This window comes from Paenibacillus sp. S02 (assembly GCF_019454065.1).
In the GTDB taxonomy this organism is placed as follows: Bacteria; Bacillota; Bacilli; order Paenibacillales; family Paenibacillaceae; genus Paenibacillus; species Paenibacillus polymyxa_B.
Genome location: NZ_CP073682.1, coordinates 5,744,561 through 5,761,999 on the forward strand (window position 1 = coordinate 5,744,561; position 17,439 = coordinate 5,761,999).

The following is a 17,439-nucleotide window of genomic DNA, read 5'->3' on the forward strand; positions in this document are numbered from 1 at the left end:
AGACACAATTCAAAAGACTCATAGATTAACGTACCCTAACCTATGCCAAAGAGGAGTTGCCCTCTCAGATCCCTTTCAGAATCTGCGGACAACTCCTTTTTTAAATAATGGAAGTCTCAAACGGTATACAAGCGGCTAGTAGGATTGTATGTTGCCTTTGCTTCCTTATTGCACGTGAATGCTCAATTCCTGCGGACTGAAACGGGAAGGGGCGGAAACTTTCACGCGGATATTGCCAGCCTCACCCTTCGTACGAATCCAGAATGCAATGCGTCCACCAATTAAGGATAAGCTTGAAGGACCGATCAATTCACCCACTCCCTCGACCTCCACCGAAACAGGATCTGCATAGAACGGCAGGGCATTGCCGTATTCGTCCAGAGCATCCACTACTACTCGGGTTACGTCCCAATCGCCAGCTTCCAGCACCATATCATCTGCAGCTACCCGTAGCTCTGTCGGCACCGGATTACGTGAATAGTATTTGCGGATCACTTCTTGCCCATCTACGTACCCAATGAATACAGCGTCTTCCCACTTCATGCCCCAGTGGCCTGTCAGCTCGTCGATCACGACAGGGGGGTGAGGAAGCGCCGGGTACTTCTCTCGGTTCGGACGATAAACACCTTTACGCTCGTCACCGTAGATGAACTCCACCTCATCGCAATTGGTGAACACCACCAGCGGCACGATGCCTCCGATATTCCGCTCGCCACGCGACCAGTAAGTGACCGGCTCCATAACGATTTCCTGTTCGACGTTCTTCTGGCTCCGGTACACACTCGCTGCAAATTTAGGCAGGCGGAACATATCCATGACACCGTGGTAGCAGATTTTATCACCGGAACCAAAATCGGCATGCGTGTTATAGTCAAAAGCACACCAGCCAATCGCTCCGGCAATGCCCTCATCGGCATAGGAAGCATTTTGGACCCGCGTATGGCGCAGTGCATGCTCCATTACCCGTTCCTCCTGGTCAAAACGCTTGGTCGGGTACATATGCCCGTTATATTCCGTTACCAGATAAGGGACCGGATAGTCCAGCTTTGTAACAAGAGACGGCTGGCGCAAGCCTGTCGTTTCGCCATCTACGCCTTCTGTATCGTCATACGTATCAAAATTGCGGATTTCCTTAGCCAAATATTTTTTGTGCCCACCATCATGAACAAAATCATTTATCGTATATACATCTTCCAATAGCTCACTGCCTACAATATAACGCACACCACCCGTAGCTCGGGTCGGATCTAGCTTTCGTGCTAGCTCATTGGTACGCGTGTACAGATCATGGTCATCCTGCGACTCATTAATTCGTACCCCCCAGATTACAATGGAGGGATGATTACGATCACGGATAATCATGTCCTCTACGTCCCTCACCGCCTGCTCCTTCCACGCTTCACCGCCAATGTGCTGCCAACCCGGAATCTCTTCGAAAACGAGCAATCCAATCTCATCACAACGGTCTAGAAAATGACGGGACTGAGGGTAGTGGGATGTCCGTACCATATTCAGCCCCAGCTCCTCCTTGAGCACATCTGCATCACGATGCTGCGCTCTTTTAGGCATAGCATAGCCAACGTACGGATAGGACTGGTGACGGTTCAAGCCAAGCAGCTTGATCTTCCGCCCGTTCAAGTAAAAACCGTCCGGCTGAAATTCGGCCTCGCGGAAGCCAAAGCGCACGGTCACCTGATCCAACTCTTCTCCGCCTCGTAGCAGCGTCAGCTTCGCTTCATACAGCTTGGGGTCATCTATATCCCAAAGCTGCAGGCCGCCCAGCTCTTTCAGCTCCAGCGTTACTTCCGCCGCCGTCACCGCTGCCAGCTTGGCCTCCGCCTTCACGCTCGCTCCGTCCAGCAATTGCAGCGCGACCGTCAAGTCGTCCTCCTGATCGCCGATCCCCTCCAGCTCCACGACCACGCGCACCGTCTTGCTTGCCGCAAGCGGATCTGGTGTCTGAATGAATACCGTTCCGAGGTGTACAGGCTCCACTATTCGCAGTTGCACCTCGCGGTAAATACCGCCGTAGGTCAGATAGTCAATGACTGCCCCAAAGGGAGGGATGTCGTCCCGTTCCGTGGAATCGACAATGACCGTGAGCACATTGGGGCCGCCATAATCGGCAAGTTCGGTCAATTCAACGTTGAACGGTGTATATCCACCTTTATGCTCCCCCGCTTTTACCCCGTTTAGATATACCTGGGCATAGGTCATGACTCCTTCAAAATCAACATACACTCGCTTACCTTTGGCATCTGCTGGAATGTTCAGCTCTCTTTTATACGTAGAAATAAACTGAAATCCCTTGTCGTCAAAATAATTATACGGAAGCTCTACATTGGTGTGTGGCAGCTGAATTGGCTCATACCGACTTGCATCAATGCCTGCGCTTACTTCGCTCTCGACATATTCAGGAAGATAAAACCATTGGTCATTCAACGGCAAAATGGTACGCATGGGCAGTCACCTCAACCTTTTATTTTTCACTCTTATACCACAGTAAAATATTTGAGTAAAAATAACGAGTAAAACTTAGTAAAATAAATATATGTTCAATGTAAGCATTTACAAGGCAATTGTCAATCCATTTTTTATATCTTTTTATACCAAAAAACAGCCCCGGTAAGCCGGGGCTGTCCAAATCAATAACGCCGATTTTATTGGGTATCGGTATGTAGCGGCGCACTGCTGTTGCGAATCATTAGCTCTGTCGGAATGATGACCTTGCGCCCCACCTCGTTTGCACCGTTGCGTACCGTATGCAGCAAGAGCTGAACGCCCGTTTCTCCCATCAGTTCGGTATGCGTTTTGACCGTTGACAGAGATGGGGTCAAATATTCCGCTGTCGGGATATCATTGAAGCCAACAATTGAGATACGTTCCGGCACCGCAAGGTGATGCTGCTCCAGCGCCTTCAACACCCCAATAGCCACCGAATCGCTCGCGACAAAGAAGGCTGTAGGCAGGCTTTCTGTTCCTGCCAGAATAGCCGCTTCCATCGCACGGAAGCCGTCTGCCGCCGTTCCGCCGCACACATGAATATCATCCGACGTGCACAGCCTGTGCTGTTCCTGATACCGCAAAAACGTTTCATAGCGGGCATCTAGCTCGACTCGTTCGGAATCATGGGACTGCTCATCCTTGCCCATACCTACATATCCGATGTGACGATGGCCCGCGCCCATCAAATAATCCAGTGCATCAGCCGCAGCGTGAGCAAGGTCAATGACCACATAGTCTGCCCCTGTACGCTCTACCGGATGATCCAGAAAGACGCAAGGAATGGGCAGTTCCAGCATACGTTCTACCTCTTCGCTGCTAAAATGCCCCAGCACGATCAGTCCATGTAGCCCTTCGGATGACGCCTTCAGCGCAGTCAGATCCTCTCTTCTGAAAATACGCTCCAGCTGCGCCCCGCTTTGGCGGCACTCTTTTTCCACGCCAAACCGGATAGACAGATAATAAGGGTCTTCCAGTTCCTCGTACGCGCTAAACCAGTGCACCATACCCAACCGGATGGGTCCCTCTGCCTTCTTGCGGGGCTGACGACCAATACCGCCATTTTTACGTTTAACAGTCGTATATTTCATGCGCTCGGCAACCTCAAAAATTTTACGCCGCGTTTCCTCAGATACAGACAGTGTTTCATCATAATTCAGCACTCGGGAGACCGTGGATATCGAAACCTCTGCCTCCTGGGCGATATCTTTTAACGTAGGCATTGCAGACTCCTTTAATGGTTTTACTCTATTTTTACTTTTATTTTACTATTATCTTACTCGTCTCCCCTGTGCAACACAACCCGTCATTCCTAAAAGGGTCAACCATTTTTTTCATATTATAAGCCTAATCATGATAAAATACGTACCATAATAGAAATGACACCAAGGAGGATACACACATGAAACAGGAACTGATTGACCGCCTGACTACATATGTTCAGGTAGATACCCAATCTGATGAAAGCAGCCACACTTGCCCCACTACACCCGGACAGCTCACATTGGGCAACCTCTTGGTGGGCGAATTGAAAGCCATCGGTATGACAGACGTGACCATTGATGATCATGGTTATGTGATGGCGACCCTTCCCTCCAATACGGATAAAGAGGTTCCCGTCATTGGTTTTCTCGCTCACCTCGATACGGCTACCGAGCTGACTGGCGCAGGGGTAAAGCCGCAATTGACGGAAAACTATGATGGGGGCGATATCACGCTGAATGCTTCGCTTGGTGTGGTTCTTTCTCCACGTGAGTTTCCCGAACTGACTCAATATAAAGGCCACACCCTGATCACAACAGATGGTACCACCCTGCTCGGTGCAGACAACAAAGCCGGGATCGCAGAAATCATGACAGCTATCCACTACCTGATTGACCATCCAGAAATTCAACATGGCAAAATTCGCGTTGCTTTTACACCGGACGAAGAGATTGGAAGAGGACCAGAACGCTTTGATGTAGCCGCTTTTGGCGCTGAATATGCCTATACGGTAGACGGCGGACCGCTCGGAGAACTGGAGTATGAGAGCTTTAACGCCGCAGCCGCCCATATTACCATTCACGGTGTGAACGTGCATCCCGGTACGGCTAAAAACAAAATGATCCACGCTGCTAAAATCGCTATGGAGCTACACAGTCGGTTACCTGCAAACGAAGCCCCGGAATATACAGACGGATATGATGGCTTCTATCATCTCTTGGAGTCTACAGGCACGGCAGAACAAGCTAAGCTATACTATATTATCCGTGATTTTGACCGCGAGAGCTTTGAAAACCGGAAAGCTTATTTAACAAATGTAGTCAAAGAGCTGCAGGCCGCTTATGGAGAAAACCGTATTGCGCTGGAGCTGAGAGATCAGTATTACAACATGAAAGAGAAAATAGAGCCTGTTAAGCATATCGTCGATGTCGCTTATGAAGCAATGACAAAGCTGAGTATCGAACCCATTATCAAGCCGATTCGTGGCGGTACAGACGGTTCACAGCTATCCTACATGGGACTGCCTACCCCGAATATTTTTACAGGTGGGGAGAATTACCACGGTAAGTTTGAATATGTGTCGGTGGACAACATGGTACTTGCTACCAAGGTTATTGTGGGAATCGCACAACTGTTCGAGCAACGCGGCAAGTGAACTACCTATACACAGCACTGACATGTTAAGATTAAATAGAAGGCATATCGTTCCGTAATGGAAACGGTATGCCTTTTTTTCTGAAGCTTTCATTTCACTTTAAATTTTCAATATCTTTATAACTTTTATCCGTCTTTAGACCGACAACTATATACGAGACTATAAAAAATATATCTAGTAAAGAAAGGTAGGTTATCTATTTGAATACAATAGATGCATTAATTGCAGCCATTCCCTACATACAACAGATTATGCGTGAGAAAGTGACCCTTGCTCTCTTTGACCGCACTCATGTCCTTATGTATACCCAATCGGAGGGTATGGATCTCGGCTTTGAAACAGGCTCGGAGCTGCTCGAGGACTATAAAGATTTTGCCATGCTTAAAAATGGACGTGAGCCCAGCCTGACCCACATTCCTGCTGAAATTCTAGGGTTTCCTCTTGATATGATCAGTATTCCTGTATTTGACGAGAAAGGTGAAGTCATCGCAGCATTTGCGGCCTCTTATAATTTGACTAACAAAAATCAACTGGATCAAATCGTATCCGAGAACCGCTCCATCACCGAGCAGCTCATTGATATGGTACAGCATGTGGCGGCTCATTCCGAGGAGCTTCAGGCAACCAGTGAACAGATTTTGAAAAACACCCAAATCGCCGTACAAAACTCGGGTAAAATCAATCAGGTAGCTGTGTTCATCAAGGAAATTTCCGATCAAACCAACCTGCTTGGATTGAATGCAGCGATCGAGGCCGCACGTGTTGGAGAAGCAGGAGCAGGCTTTGGTATCGTCGCTCAAGAGGTTCGCAAGCTATCCGTAGAATCCAAAAAGGCGACGGTCGATATTGAAGGAGCCCTTAAGGATGTACAAAACTCCATTCGTCAAATGGAGCAGGAAATTGAGCAAATTGTTTCTTCTTCTCAGGAGCAGGCGACTCTGGTAGGCTCCTTCACTGAAGTGATGGAGCGTATGCAAAAGGCGAGTGAAACGATGCAACATCTGGCCAATGACCTGACTTCGTATGCCGTAAAATAAATCTTCGGATAAAAAAGGGGAGCACACTGATCGCAAAATGCGTAAAAGTGTGCTCCCTTTATGTACAAAAGCCCTATCGGGCTTGAAGGTCTAAATCTGAAACTCAAGCAGTATAAGAAAAAACACCATGATTTGAAGGAAACACAGGGTCTAACCCTCCCAAAATATTTCCCACCGGAAGAGCAATACTAAGAAACGCCAAGACCATAGTTACCGAGATTAATGCCTTTTTCATTATGAAGCCCCCTTAATAAAATGGTTTGGTATTGCTCTTGCTGTGATGGTGTTGCCAAATCTCGATAAGTCTCAAACAGAGCAACCAATGTCCTGAAATCGGCATCCGCTTCTACATGGGCAGAGAATTGCAGAGAATCAAGGACATAATTTAAGGCAACGGAGTACTGCTTCTTCTTGAAATGATAAATGGCCAATTGGTTGACCAGTTTTAAATAATATACGCGGTTTGCTCTATCTTCATAACCTTCAAATATCTTAATATCATCAGCAAAATCATTCAGCAGGTCGTCTATATTCCAATTATTCAAGTTAGCCGCTTCGGCAATACCAACCAATCCTGGAAGTAGCTCCTCTTCATTGTCGTGAAGAAATTGAACGTACTCAGGCAAAAGTTCCCTTCTCCCCGAAAGTAATTCAATCGTAAATAAATTGGCCTTGGCGAGGAAACGGAATCTCTCTACTTCTTCGTGACCGCTCTGATCCAGCCCCATAAACCAGCCCATTTCGCTATACTTTATAATATAGTTCCTGGCTTCCTCATACTTGCCCATATTCTGATAGTAAATAGACTTCGCCAAATAACTGTAAGCATAATAAAACACTAGCGGGTGTTTGGTGTCCAATGTCTCATACTTACCGTCTGCAGCATTTCTCAGTTGGGTGTGATACAGGCTTTCAGCCAACGTATGCAGATAATCTGCTACTTTGTTCGCTTCATCCCAATCATTATGTGTGTAGCTGATTCTAAACAACTCACAAGCTTTATCGAGTTCGTGGCTGTCCGACAACAAATAAATGGCTTCCCTTTGGTTCAGGACCTCTTCCACTAAAACCCGCCTCCCTATCCTGAAAATTGCGATTACCCCTTAGCACAGCAGCTACTCTTCAGGGTAGTTATGCTCTTAGCCTCCATTTTTTACATACCAGTATATTACAAATATAGTCAAAACCTAACTTGAAGTCAATTCAATCATCGCTACCTTCTTTTTTTTGCAACCTTACATTGCTGTGTATGGTTATGGATTTTGCAAAATTCGATTTCAGTCGCTCCGAAGTGCAAGATATAGACGAACTAAACCATTTCGATCTATATCTTGTTCATTGGAAGTCGCTTATGGGATTTTTGCAAAATCCTTGGTTACGAATAATCGACTCCCCTTATAGAAATAATGCTAAAGAAGACAAAATGCAGGCTCTCTCATGAATGGTTTTTATGATGCTATAGTATCGTCTGGGTAACTACGTTACGAAATAGTGCGTACTTTTCAATCGGATATCGGGGCCTTACAATCAAACCTGTGCATGAAACCAAAGTATAGAGTAATACTCAACAGAGCATGTACCTGTTCATCAAAATATAAATTCACTTAAGGAGTGAAGTTAGTAACATGGAACTTCAATTGGCTTTAGACTTAGTAGATATCCCGCAAGGTATTGCATTGGTAAAAGAAGTAGAGTCGTATATTGATATCGTAGAAATCGGTACACCGATTGTCATCAATGAAGGACTTCATGCAGTAAAAGCAATGAAAGAAGCATTCCCGAATCTGAAAGTGCTGGCTGACCTGAAGGTTATGGATGCAGGGGGCTATGAAGTGCTAAAAGCTTCCGAGGCTGGTGCAGATATCGTTACGATTTTGGCTGTAGCTGAAGATGCAACAATTAAAGGTGCAGTAGAAGAAGCGAAAAAACAAGGCGGCAAAAAAATCCTGGTGGACATGATCGGTGTTAAAAACTTGGAGCAACGCGCGAAAGAAATCGACGCTATGGGCGTTGACTACATCTGTGTGCACACAGGCTACGATCTGCAAGCTGAAGGACAAAGCCCGTTCGAAGCACTGCAAACCGTCAAAAAAGTCGTGAAAAACTCCAAAACTGCCGTGGCTGGCGGTATTAAGCTGAGCACCTTGGCTGAAGTCGTGAAGGCTCAACCGGATCTGGTTATCGTCGGCGGTGGTATCACTGGCGAGGACGACAAAAAGGCTGTAGCTTCCCAAATGCAACAGCTCATCAAACAAGGTTAACCCCAATGGAAACCTCTCAATATTTATCTGAGGTACTCAAGGAGCTACAATTGGTTCCACAATTGATCAGTGATACGGAATCGGAACAGCTGATCCACTCCATCGCCACTGCGAATAAGGTATTCGTGGCAGGTGCGGGCCGCTCAGGGTTCATGATTCGCTCGCTGGCGATGCGGCTGATGCATATGGGGATTCAAGCCTACGTGGTCGGGGAAACTGTAACTCCCGGTTTGGGCGAGGGCGACCTGCTCATTATTGGTTCAGGCTCTGGTGAAACCAAAAGCCTGACCTCCATGGCAGAAAAAGCAAAGAAACTTGGTGCCTCTCTGGCGCTACTAACCACTTCCCCGGGTTCCACCATTGGCAAACTGGCCGATATCATCGTCAAGCTGCCTGGTGCACCCAAGGACCCGTCCAACAAGGATTACCAAACGATTCAGCCCATGGGCTCATTGTTTGAGCAAACCCTGCTGTTATACGGTGACGCATTGGTACTCAGAACGATGGAGCTGCGCAAGCTGACCTCCAAATCTATGTTTGGCCAACACGCCAATTTGGAATAAAACTGTAATTCCTTTACGATAGCAAAGCAGGCTGTCCTTTACATGTCACATGTGAAGGACAGCCTGCTTTTATGCTTGTATAAGGCGAATTTCCTATCTACACCGTTTGGACGTTTATTCTTCAGGTTTGGCTTATATGGCTTATATAGTCCAAGCCATCGTAGGAGAAATATTGAAAGTATGCGGGAGTCGCGGCGACAGATACCGATTCATCTACAGCGACGGTCGATACAGCATACATGCCAATCAGCGCTCCCGTGAAACCGCCATTGCGTTCAGGTGAGACAACAAAAGCCGGAACCGTAGCGAGCGGTACCCAGTTGCCTGGACGCACAGCATAGGATAAGGGGAAATGATACGCATCGGATAGGATGCGAAGCTCCATACCTTCACCGCTGGGTATATCAGGAGCGGCCAGCGGTACAGAGACCCATTCGGTTCGTTTTCCCTGATCTGCGACCGAGACCACTACAGTAAGCATGTCGTCTTCGCCAGCCCGACGAATACCCAGCGTAAAGTGACCGCGCTCATTAAGCCGTACCGCGAGGCCGGCTTCCTCGCCCTCATGCTGTGGTTGAAAATAAAGCCGGCTACGGACGGCGATCTGATGATGCCGCAGCCGGGTGCCGAGGAATACGCTCGGCGCTTCGTCCAGCAGCGTGTGGCGATTGCCGACGAGCGTTAGCCATCCGGGGCGTACTTCCAGGCTGATGCAGGCTTCACACAGCCTGCGCGGAGCAGCCCAGCGGAAGTCCAGCCGCTGACCACCAAAGTCATCGCGCCAGCTATGACGCTTTGCAGGCGCGAGCGGCGCAGAAGCAGGCGGGCGAGCCTGCTCCGCCAGACTGAATGGCTGACGGTCTACAGACATGTGCAATTGCACCATGCCTGCGTTGTTGTCAGCCATAGGCCATCCGTCCGTTGTCCAGCGGACGGGTGCCAGAAAGGTTTCGCGTCCGAGCACGCTATACGAAGTTGGTACGTCAGCCTGAGGCTCGACAGTCTCCAAGCGGTCAGCCACAGGCTCGATGTCTACCACCGGACGGACACCGAGAAAAAAAGCCCACCAGTCCCCGCGAGTATCCTCAACCAGTTCGGCATGACCTGTGTTCTGAATCGGATGCGCAGGGAGAGCGTTATGCGTGAGCATCGGCTCTGTCATACGCTCGAACGGACCGTAAGGGCCCTCCGCACGATACACGAGTGTTCGATGATCACGCCCCGTTCCGCCACATGCGCAGAGCAAATAATAGTGGCTGCCGATGTGATACAGATGCGGCCCTTCGGTCCATACGCCGCCATCCCCGTGAGCAATCGCTATAGGCTCTGTCAATGCCTGACCTGTAGTGATATCAATCTCATACTGGATAATATGCGACTCGGCATCAGCCCCGGATTGTACAGTCACATACACTTTCCCATCGTCATCCAATAGCAGAGACGGATCTATGTTCCCGTAAGGAATACAGATCGGGTCTGACCAAGGCCCAGCGGGGTTCACAGATGTGATATAAAAATTACCTATTCCCATCACATCTGTCGTAATCAGATAAAAAACACCTTGATGATAGCGCAGTGTGGGCGCATATATGCCTTCCGAGCTTTTCCGAGTGGACAAATCAATCTGACTGCGCCGGTTCAACGCATGCCCGATCTGCCGCCAATCGGTCAGGTTTCGGCTATGAAAAATGGGCAAGCCCGGCATGTATTCAAACGAGCTTGCCGCCATGTAATAATCTTCTCCGACGCGTATCACACTCGGATCAGGGTAAAATCCGGGAACAACCGGATTCGTATAGCGTAAGGTAGCCATAGCTCCAGCTCTCCTTTTGAACAGCTCTATTCCTCTGTTTCATTCAAACTATTCATTGGTTATTCCCCGCTGGCAACGGCGGGACTTTGGACGGATCAGCAAGTGCCCAATAGGCATATTTGGCCTTTAACCGTTCGTCGAATAGTAGCGGCTTATCCAACCGGGCTATTGGAAACGTGCTGAGCCACGTATTTCCATCATCCGTACCCCAAATCGTCACATTGCTGATATGATCCTGCTGCCTTGAAAACATATCGAACAGCGCCCGATAGCGGTGAGCCTGCCGGATCAGCATAGATTCTGGAATCGTTTCATAGCGATCTGTGTCATTGGAATAAAGGCCCATATCCAGCTCGGTAATCTGATTATCCAGACCAAGCGAAGCAAACTTTTCTATGGACTGCTCAATCTCGCTAATAGCGGGAAACTCCAGGCGGATATGCGATTGGTGGCCTACCCCGTCAATCGGTACACCTTTAGCGAGCAGATCACGTACCAAATTGTACAGAAAATCCTGTTTCTTCGGCTCATGCGTGTTGTAATCGTTAATGAATAGTCGTGCGTTCGGGCCCGCCGCTTCCCTCGTGACACGGAATGCTTTTTCAATATAATCAGTACCGGTAATCTGATACCACTTGCTGCGGCGCATGCCATCCGGCTGATCAGGATCAATGACCTCATTCACCACATCCCAATCGGTGATGACATTTTTATACCGGGCTGCAACAGCGCGAATATGCGTCTCCAGCCGATCCAGCAAAAGCTTTTTATTTTCAGCAGTCGGCGTCATCGGCTGTCCATTCTTATCCTTGAACATCCAATCCCCAGTTTGGTTATGCCACACCAAAGTATGGAAGCGAATCTCTAGTCCATGTTGCCTAGCAAACTGCACAATTTGATCTGCTTCCTCCCAATGGAACTGTCCCTCGGACGGTTGTAAGGAGATTGGCTTCATCGCATTCCCTGCAACGACGCTGTTAAAATGCTTCTGTACCAACTCTCCGTAAGCCCCTTCGGTCTGGAAAGCTTCAATCGCCGTGCCAATGCTAAACTGTCCCCCATATAATCCATGCAAAGAAGGAATGTCCTTTTCAATAGCCAGTGGTGGTACAAGTGACAGCTCGAAATCATCCATATAAAAGGAAGACGTTCCTTCTGCCGTTTCCAAATACATAGAAACAGTGTCTGCATCATGCGCAAGCGTATACGTACCAGACAAATGCATCCATCCCCCTATCGTAGTAGCCGTGTCGCCTACAACAGTTTCATACGCACTATCCCCTTGGTGATCACGCTGTACACTGAGCCTCACCTTGGCAGGCTGCTCACCCGGCGCCAGCTTCACCCAGGCACTGACCGTATATCGGCTGCCCTTTTGCATCGTAGCAGTCACATCCAGCTTGGGTCCGGCATATGTCTTTTGTCTGCCTGTTGTCAGCAGACTGTATGAGCCGCTTCGTGCATCGGCATCCGATACCTGCACGGTCTCGGCTCCCATACGGGACACCCATCCTTGAGCCGTACCATCTTCAAACCCGGATACGATACCATTAGTCGGCTCCGTTGGCGTCTTCGATACCTGTGTTATTTCTACCTCATCCACATAGTAGGCCTGCGCGGGATTCGAGCTTTCCACATACAGCTTCAATGCATCCATCCCCCCGGTAAAAGTATATTTCCCCTGAAGTTTAATCCACGATGTATCCGCCGTCTCCGTCTGCGCTACCGTCTTCCATGTCGTAGTCCCGCCTGTCGGCTGCTGCTCCACTGTAAGTTTAACCATGCTCGGAACCGCAGAATGACCATCTAGCTTCACATAGCCACTAATTTCATACTCTACATCCGGCTGCAACAGCGACTTCACATCCAGCTCCGCCCCATTCCAAGCCGCTGTGCGGGCGGTTGCCTTCAGACTGTGCGTGCCGCCATATGCTGCTTCCGTGACGGATGCAATTTGGGTATAAGTTCCCCGGGGCTTCCAGCCGTCGCTGTTCCCTTGCTCAAATCCATACGTTCCAATGGTCTTAAGGATATTACCCGCTGACAGCACCGTATCCGAAACGGGCGGGGAATGTTCTATAGACGTAGCTGCCTTCGCTACAGACGCTCCCCACCAACCAACAGGCGATAACAACAGCGCTCCAGCCAGTACCAGACAAAAAGGCTTAACCCAACATGACCGCAAAGCAATCCCTCCCGCACTCAAATTTTTTTGAATTCGTATTGGGCACCATTGGATTTCAGTTACTATCCTTTGACACCTCCCAAGGTCATACCCTTCACAAAGTATTTTTGCAAAAAAGGATAAACTAAAATAATAGGCACTGAAGCGACAATCGTCATCGTGGCCCGAATCGAGGTAGGCGTGACCGACTTCGCCAGATTTTCCGAACCAGCGAATTGGCTCGCATAGTCCTGAGTGTTAACAGACGTGTTGGAATTTTGCAGTATTTTCATCAGCTCATATTGAAGAGTGCTCCATTGCTCATATGACGAATTGTACAAAAACACATCGAACCAGGAATTCCATTGCGCGACCGCTGTAAACAGCGACACCGTCGCCAGTACGGGAACACACAGCGGCAAAACGATGCGCATAAAAGTGGCAAACTCCCCAGCCCCGTCAATACGCGCCGACTCTAGAATCCCTTCCGGCAATCCCTCAATAAAGGAGCGAATGACAATCACATTAAACACCCCGATCAATCCCGGCACGACATACACCCAGAAAGTCCCCAGCATCCCAAGCTCACGAATCAGGAGAAAGTTCGGAATCAATCCACCGCTAAAATACATCGTTAAAATAAAAGCAATCGAAACAAATTTGCGCAGCACATATTCCGGCCGGCTGATCGTATACGCCACCATCGCGCAGCAAAACACAGAGGTCACCGTACCCGCAACCGTACGTAATACAGAAATCAGCGTAGCATGGAAAATCGTTGCTTCCTTGAACACATATTCATAATTACTCCACGTGAATTCACGCGGCCACAAATAGATCCCGCCTCGAATCGAATCATTCGCTTCATTTAACGAAACCGCCAGCGTATTTAAAAACGGATACAGTGTGAACACCATCAGGCAGAGCATAAACACGATATTGCACGCATCAAAAATTCGATCCGAGGGGGCCCGAAATCGCCCGTGTATGGCCTTCCCTTTGCCCATGACTTCCGCTCCTTTCTAAAAAATAGCTTAAGCACCCAGCCATGTAATCCATTAGATTAATATTGTTGAAGCTGCTAGTGCTTTAATTGAAACGGTTATATTAGTGGCTACAATGATAGGAATTCGAGTAAAAATCTGAGTAGCTATTTGAGCAGACTCTTATTGATTATTAGTGGCAATTAGAAGTTGTAAGGTCAGCGAAGCGGCCTGCTAAAAATCCACTGACTTGCACCTGTAGTACGCATGAGCACGCACCTTCTGTTATCGCCTCGAATAGCACTGTCCCAAAGACACCCTTCAATGGCGATAGCGAAGCTGAGCCAGCTACCATGACGCATTTACCCAAGGAAGCGCGAATCACGTGCCTTCCTTAAGCTCTCCCCTGCCCCTACCCTCAGTTCTTAAAAAAGTGACTTTATGGCGGGCAACAGCGGAGCGGGCGGAATTGTTCTGAAGAAGCGGAGCGTTCGGCTAAAAGCTTTCCAGAGGAAAGCTCGCATCGTAAGCATAAGCTAGCCCCGGATTTTAACCTATAATCTTTATTCCAATAAGAAAATCCGGGGATAACAGCGATCGGAAGAACAATCCGCACGCGAAGCGACCTTCTCCCCCCATAACTCACTATTTTTTAGAACAATCTCTCCTCCCCTAACCGCTTCGCAATATGATTGGCGCTAAACAGTAAGATGAAGCTGACCACCGTTTTGAACATCCCCGCAGCAATGGAAAGCGAGAAATTACCCATCTGGATACCATATTTCAGCACGAAAATATCCAGATTCTCCGAGTAATCCACGTTCATACCGTTGCCCAGTAAGTATTGCGGCTCAAAGCCGGATTCCAGCAGATTGCCGATGTTCATAATGAGCAGGATGATAAATACAGGCTTCAATCCGGGTAATGTCACATGCCAAATCCGCTGAAAACGCCCTGCTCCATCCATCTCGGCCGCTTCATACTGCGAGGGATCAATCATCGTCATCGCGGCCAAATAAATGATGGTGTTCCATCCGACATTTTTCCATACCTCCGATGCACCGAGAATGCCCCAAAAATAGCTTCCCTCGCCCAGCCACAGAATAGGCTCCTTAATCAACCCCAGCCACATCAGCACCTCATTGATGATGCCGCCATCCGCAGACAGCGCCGTACTGATGATGCTAGCCGCGACCACCCACGAAATAAAATGCGGTAGATAGCTGATCGTCTGTACCACCCGCTTAAATACGAGCTGACGAAGCTCATTCAGCAAAACCGCTAATGTTATAGCGGTGACAAAGCCCAGCACCAGATTAATAAAGCTCATCGCCAGCGTATTTCGCATGACCCGCAGAAAGTGTTCATCCTGAAATAGAAAATGGAAATGCTTTAATCCGACCCATTGCTGATCGAGCAACTTGCGGGCAGGCTTAAAATCCTGAAAGGCAATCGTCCAGCCCCAGATGGGCAAATACTTGAAGATGAACAGCCAGATTAAAAAAGGGACGGACATCCATACCAGTGCCCGTTGCTGATTCAGCTTGTGCATAAATCCCCTAAAGCCGGTTCGCCGCGAGGGCGGCAAATGATCCGGGGAGATCGTGACTGCTAGTGGTGACGAGTGGCCCATAGCTGCTTCCTCCTTTATTTTTTACCGGGATTCTCGATTTTTTTGGCAACCTCCTTCGTGATCAGCTCCTCATACGCCTTTACATCCAGCTTGTTGAATTCAGTAGTGTATTCACTCCATATCGCATCAAACTGCTCCGGTGCAGACAGCACCAAACGCGGGAAATATTTGCGCTGCAGGTCCCCCTTCTTTTGCTGGAAGAGCTGCGCAGTTGAGCCTTGAGCAATTGGGATACTCCAGGCCGGATACCATGGACGTTCGTCAGGTGCAGAAAACATTTGTGAAAAGGACTCTACACCATAGACTTTTAGCAGCTTTTTATCTCCCTCGGTGTAGGACATACGCGCAACCTCCGGCTGCCGTCCGGCACCAACGGAGTTGCCGTCAGGCAGGGTAGAACCGCTACCGTATCGCGGCCAACTGTATTCAAAATATTTGAACCCGAATGATTCGCGGAACGCGTCCTGACCAGTCTGCTTAATTTGCTCCTCAGTCCGGTAAAAGCGTCCTTTTTTATCTACATCATAGGTTTCTCCCTTGATTCCCCAGTTGGATAACACCTGGTTTTCGTCGGTCAGCAGGTTGTCAAAAAATTTGATGATACGTACCGGGTCCTTGGCACTGACCGTAATTCCTATGCCTCGGTTATTAACGAATGACGACGGATCAATGTACTGATCCTTTATATTCTGGTCGTATACAACAGGCAGCCCTATATACTCCATATCATCATTGCCCGATTGCTTGGAAGCCTCCTGCAGATTATTCAGGGCCTGCCCCGCCTGCCAGCGGTAGTCGAAAAAGCCCAGCACCTTACCCGAGGTCAGCTTCGCCAGATATTGATCGTAATTGTCCACAAAGGACGATTTATCAAATAGGCCCTCTACATTGAGCTGATTTAGCTCTTTCAGATACCGCTTTGTGATTTCCATATCTCCATAATCCGTGGCCCGGTGTGTTTTCATATCAATAATCGTGCCGCCATCATTCGGATAGCCTGCCAGATGCATCGGCGCGTTCGTAAGAGCATAAAACCTATCCTGCGTGGTTAACGCCAGGTACCCAGTCAAGCCCTCATCTGCATGCTTTTTCGCATAGTTACGAATCAGGGCTAAATACTCGTCAAGTGTTTTGATTTTTGGATATCCCGCTTCTTTTAATACCCTGCGTTGCACCCAAAAGGCTCCTTGCTCTAAGTTAGGTGCAGGTAAATAATCGCCTACCACCGCACTGAGCGGCAGAAAGTAAATGTTCCCATCCTCCGCCTTCATCAAGTTGTAGTACGGTCCATATACACGCTTAATATTCGGTCCATACTTGTCGATCAAATCATTCAGGGGAATAAAAGCCCCGGCATCCAGCAGCTTATCGATCGTACCATCCGGTACTATCACATCCGGGTAATCGTTACTGGCAATAAATGTACCGATCTTCGTATTGGAATCACCCACCAAATGCTCCAGCTTCCAGTTTACCCCCGTCTGATCCTCCAGGATTTTGCCGATCCGCGTTTCTTTGGTATTAATGTCCCTCCCCGCAGTGGCATTAAAATACGTGAATGTGACCTTCTCCTTGCTATCTCCTGACGCCGGCTCCTTGCCCGAGCTCCCTGAGCAAGCAGCGATCATAGACGCCATCATAACCATTACCAGAGTGATGATTCCGAGCCTTTTGCTTGCCATGCCAGACCCTCCCCTTTCGTCCTCTTTTGTCGATTGTGTGTGAATATCGTGCGCACGTACCTCAAGCACTGAGAATCCCGCACACTCTAAATTGTAAGCACTTTCATTTTATAAAATGCTGTTCATTTCGTTCACCTGTCAATCTAAAGGTGTTACTTAGAAA

The 17,439-nt window shown here is 48.4% G+C and carries 12 protein-coding genes; 4 read left to right on the forward strand and 8 right to left on the reverse strand.

The window, feature by feature from the left end:
* Nucleotides 1-165 precede the first annotated feature (165 nt).
* Nucleotides 166-2,460, reverse strand: coding sequence for a glycoside hydrolase family 2 protein (locus tag KAI36_RS25585; protein ID WP_025721382.1), 2,295 nt, complete (start codon nt 2,458-2,460; stop codon nt 166-168).
* Between the two features lie 200 nt (nt 2,461-2,660).
* Nucleotides 2,661-3,725: a LacI family DNA-binding transcriptional regulator gene (locus tag KAI36_RS25590; protein ID WP_025721381.1), complete on the reverse strand. Its 1,065-nt coding sequence runs from the start codon at nt 3,723-3,725 to the stop codon at nt 2,661-2,663.
* A gap of 179 nt (nt 3,726-3,904) precedes the next feature.
* Here KAI36_RS25590 and pepT point away from each other — a divergent pair, with 179 nt between their 5' ends.
* Both pepT and KAI36_RS25600 read left to right on the forward strand, forming a co-directional pair.
* The gene (pepT, locus tag KAI36_RS25595; RefSeq protein ID WP_025721378.1) at nt 3,905-5,140 is read left to right on the forward strand and encodes a peptidase T; all 1,236 of its coding nucleotides are present in this window, start codon (nt 3,905-3,907) and stop codon (nt 5,138-5,140) included.
* Between the two features lie 200 nt (nt 5,141-5,340).
* Entirely contained in the window at nt 5,341-6,177 is an 837-nt protein-coding gene (locus KAI36_RS25600) for a methyl-accepting chemotaxis protein (RefSeq protein ID WP_025721376.1), read from the forward strand.
* Nucleotides 6,178-6,365: 188 nt separating this feature from the next.
* Here the strand turns inward: KAI36_RS25600 and KAI36_RS25605 are convergent, their stop codons facing one another.
* The gene (locus KAI36_RS25605; protein ID WP_220026355.1) at nt 6,366-7,241 is read right to left on the reverse strand and encodes a DNA-binding protein; all 876 of its coding nucleotides are present in this window, start codon (nt 7,239-7,241) and stop codon (nt 6,366-6,368) included.
* 561 nt (nt 7,242-7,802) lie between these two features.
* Between KAI36_RS25605 and hxlA the strand changes: the two genes are divergently transcribed.
* Together hxlA and hxlB are read left to right on the forward strand one after the other, a co-directional pair.
* Nucleotides 7,803-8,438, forward strand: a complete 636-nt coding sequence (hxlA, locus tag KAI36_RS25610) for a 3-hexulose-6-phosphate synthase (protein WP_220026356.1) — start codon at nt 7,803-7,805, stop codon at nt 8,436-8,438.
* 5 nt (nt 8,439-8,443) lie between these two features.
* Nucleotides 8,444-9,001, forward strand: coding sequence for a 6-phospho-3-hexuloisomerase (gene hxlB / locus KAI36_RS25615; protein WP_220026357.1), 558 nt, complete (start codon nt 8,444-8,446; stop codon nt 8,999-9,001).
* A gap of 121 nt (nt 9,002-9,122) precedes the next feature.
* Here hxlB and KAI36_RS25620 read toward each other — a convergent pair whose 3' ends face one another.
* The 5 genes from KAI36_RS25620 to KAI36_RS25640 form a co-directional block, all read right to left on the reverse strand.
* Nucleotides 9,123-10,814 carry a glycoside hydrolase family 43 protein gene (locus KAI36_RS25620; protein ID WP_220026358.1) on the reverse strand — a complete coding sequence of 564 codons (1,692 nt, stop codon included), beginning with the start codon at nt 10,812-10,814 and terminating at the stop codon, nt 9,123-9,125.
* 52 nt (nt 10,815-10,866) lie between these two features.
* A complete protein-coding gene (locus KAI36_RS25625; protein ID WP_220026359.1) occupies nt 10,867-12,999 on the reverse strand; it encodes an endo-1,4-beta-xylanase in 2,133 nt (710 codons plus the stop codon).
* Nucleotides 13,000-13,061: 62 nt separating this feature from the next.
* Nucleotides 13,062-13,985 (reverse strand): carbohydrate ABC transporter permease, encoded by a 924-nt coding sequence (locus KAI36_RS25630; protein WP_220026360.1) that lies wholly within the window; start codon nt 13,983-13,985, stop codon nt 13,062-13,064.
* A 628-nt stretch (nt 13,986-14,613) separates the two neighbouring features.
* Entirely contained in the window at nt 14,614-15,594 is a 981-nt protein-coding gene (locus KAI36_RS25635) for an ABC transporter permease (protein ID WP_220026361.1), read from the reverse strand.
* A gap of 14 nt (nt 15,595-15,608) precedes the next feature.
* Complete coding sequence (locus tag KAI36_RS25640) at nt 15,609-17,276, reverse strand: ABC transporter substrate-binding protein (RefSeq protein ID WP_220026362.1); 1,668 nt, start codon at nt 17,274-17,276, stop codon at nt 15,609-15,611.
* Nucleotides 17,277-17,439 lie beyond the last annotated feature (163 nt).